Origin of the sequence: Mesorhizobium sp. M0244, assembly GCF_040321795.1 — a bacterium.
GTDB lineage: Bacteria > Pseudomonadota > Alphaproteobacteria > Rhizobiales > Rhizobiaceae > Mesorhizobium.
Map to the genome: position 1 here is coordinate 1 of NZ_JAMYSE010000204.1, position 1,740 is coordinate 1,740.

Here is a 1,740-nt window from a genome sequence, read left to right on the forward strand (position 1 = left end):
TTGTGAACATCCAAACCGACAAATCTGATATGGTCCATATGGCCCGTCTCCTATGCATGAGGCTCTGCGCCGGCCAGCCGGCTTAACCCTCGTACGTTGCATATCGGATGACGGGCCGCCCTCAGGCCCAGCAATCATAGGGACTAGCAAACAATGCCAGAGCTGCTCCGTCACGGCGAGTTGCGGCCCAAGCTCCGCAGGCGGCGGGCTGGCTGCTGTCTCGTCTGAAAGACGAAGATAGAGGCGAGGTACGAAGACGCATCCACCACTTGCTGTTTCAGCAGAAACCCTCAACTTTCAACCAAGCGTGGTCCTCGGGATCGCCGGCGCGACCGGATCGGCTGAGCGGGTGCTCCGATGTAGTAAACGTCGGCCCGGAATGGGCGCCCAGCTTTGAATCCGGTGCTTGAACAAAGATAGAGCGGCGGACCGGCTCGAAGGTCCGCCGTTCCGGGTCGTTCAGATCACAAGGAACGAACCTGCTGCAAGCGACAGACCTGGAGAGAGAGTGGCGAACTGTATTTGAGCTGCGCCACCGATCCCGTCGCTGTCGAAAGAGAGCGCCCCGGTTGAGCTGTTGTAGATGATATGGTCGGAGCTGTCATGCGCAGCCGTGCCAGCAAAGAAAGCATCGGATGAAAGGCCGCCCAACTTAAGCCCGGCAAAAACGGCGTCGTCGAGCTGGATCTTGTCCTGGAGCTTGTCGAAGTCGGTGACCTTGTCGATATTGCCGGCTCCAAGAGCGCTGTTGAATACGAAAGCATCATTGCCTCCGTTACCGGTCAAGATGTCGGCACCGCCGCCGCCGTTGATGATGTTCGCGCCGGCATTGCCCTGAATGGTCTGAGCGAACTCGTTGCCGGTTAGGTTGATTGCCGTGGTGGCGGAGGGATACCTCGTGGCGAGAAGCTCGACCTCCGAGCCGGCCGCAAGCGCATAGCTCACCGTGGTGGCTATGTTGTCGCGACCGCCGCCTACCGCCTCGATCACTCTGTCGCCGACATTGTCGACATAGTAGCCGTCGTTGCCGCTATAGCCGACCATCGTGTCGGCACCACCGAGGCCATTGAAGACATTGCTACCGGCATTGCCTTGGATGGTCTGGGCGAACTCGTTGCCGTTGAGGTGGATCGGCGCCGTGCCGGACGGGTTGGTGGTGGCGAGAAGCTCGATCTGCGAGCCGGCGGTAAGCGCATGGCTCACTGAAGTGATCACCTTGTCGGTGCCGCCACCCACCGCCTCGATCGCTTTGTCACCGGCATTGTCGACATAGTAGGTGTCATTGCCACCATAACCGATCATGGTGTCCGCGCCGCGTCCGCCGTTGATGACATTGGCGCCGGCATTGCCCTGGATGGTCTGGCTGAACTCGTTGCCGCTGAGGTTCATTGCCGTCGTGTCGGATGGATACCTTGCGGCGAGAAGCTCGATCTCGGAGCCGGCCGCAAGAGCATGGCTCACCGAGGCGAGTACTTTGTCGGCACCGCCGCCTACGGCCTCGATGACCTTGTCACCGGCATTGTCGACATAGTAGGTGTCATTGCCACCATAGCCGGTCATCGTGTCGGCGCCGCCGAGGCCGTTGATGACATTGGTGCCGGCATTGCCCTGGATGGTCTGGCTGAACTCGTTGCCGCTGAGGTTTATTGCCGTCGTGTCGGATGGATACCTTGCGGCGAGAAGCTCGATCTGGGAGCCCGTCGAAAGCGCATGGCTCACCGACGTGATCACCCGGTCGGA

Annotated in this window: 1 protein-coding gene; it reads right to left on the bottom strand. The window is 60.3% G+C overall.

All coding sequences use genetic code 11. The annotated features are described in order from the left end of the window. Positions 1-459: 459 nt before the first annotated feature. Positions 460-1,740: calcium-binding protein (locus NKJ08_RS38610; protein WP_352786382.1), on the bottom strand; the 1,281-nt coding region annotated here is incomplete at its 5' end.